Origin of the sequence: Streptomyces alkaliterrae (assembly GCF_007097205.2) — a bacterium.
Taxonomy (GTDB): domain Bacteria; phylum Actinomycetota; class Actinomycetes; order Streptomycetales; family Streptomycetaceae; genus Streptomyces; species Streptomyces alkaliterrae.
The window spans coordinates 1-448 of the sequence record NZ_VJYK02000719.1; the positions used below are offsets into that span (position 1 = coordinate 1).

Consider the following 448-nt stretch of genomic DNA (forward strand, 5'->3'; position numbering starts at 1 on the left):
CCATCGCCCTGCGCGGCGCCACCACCACCCCCGCCGCCTACGACGTCCGCCTCACGGTCGGTGACCACGCCTCCCTGAACTGGCTGCCCGAGCCCCTGATCAGCACCCGCGACAGCGTTCTCCACCAGTCCTACACCGTCGAACTCGCCGCCACCGCACGCCTCCTGCTACGGGAGGAGCAGGTACTCGGCCGCAGCGCCGAACCCCCGGGACACCTCGTCACCCGCCTCACCGTCCGCCGCGACGGCCGCCCGCTGCTCGACCAGCAGACCGCCTACGGCGACCCGGCACCCGCCTGGGACGGCCCCGCCGTCCTCGGCGGTCACCGCGCCACCGGCCAACTCCTCCTCGTCGACCCCACCCGGCCGCTCCCCACCGAACCCCTGCTGATCGGCGACGACCCGGCGCTGGGCCGCGCCGTCCTCGCCCCCCTCGCCGACCCCGCGGC

General features: G+C 76.1%; 1 protein-coding gene. It reads left to right on the top strand.

All coding sequences use genetic code 11. The features are described 5' to 3' along the window. A partial coding sequence (locus tag FNX44_RS27635; protein WP_153507829.1) for an urease accessory protein UreD occupies positions 1–448 on the top strand: 448 nt, incomplete at both ends.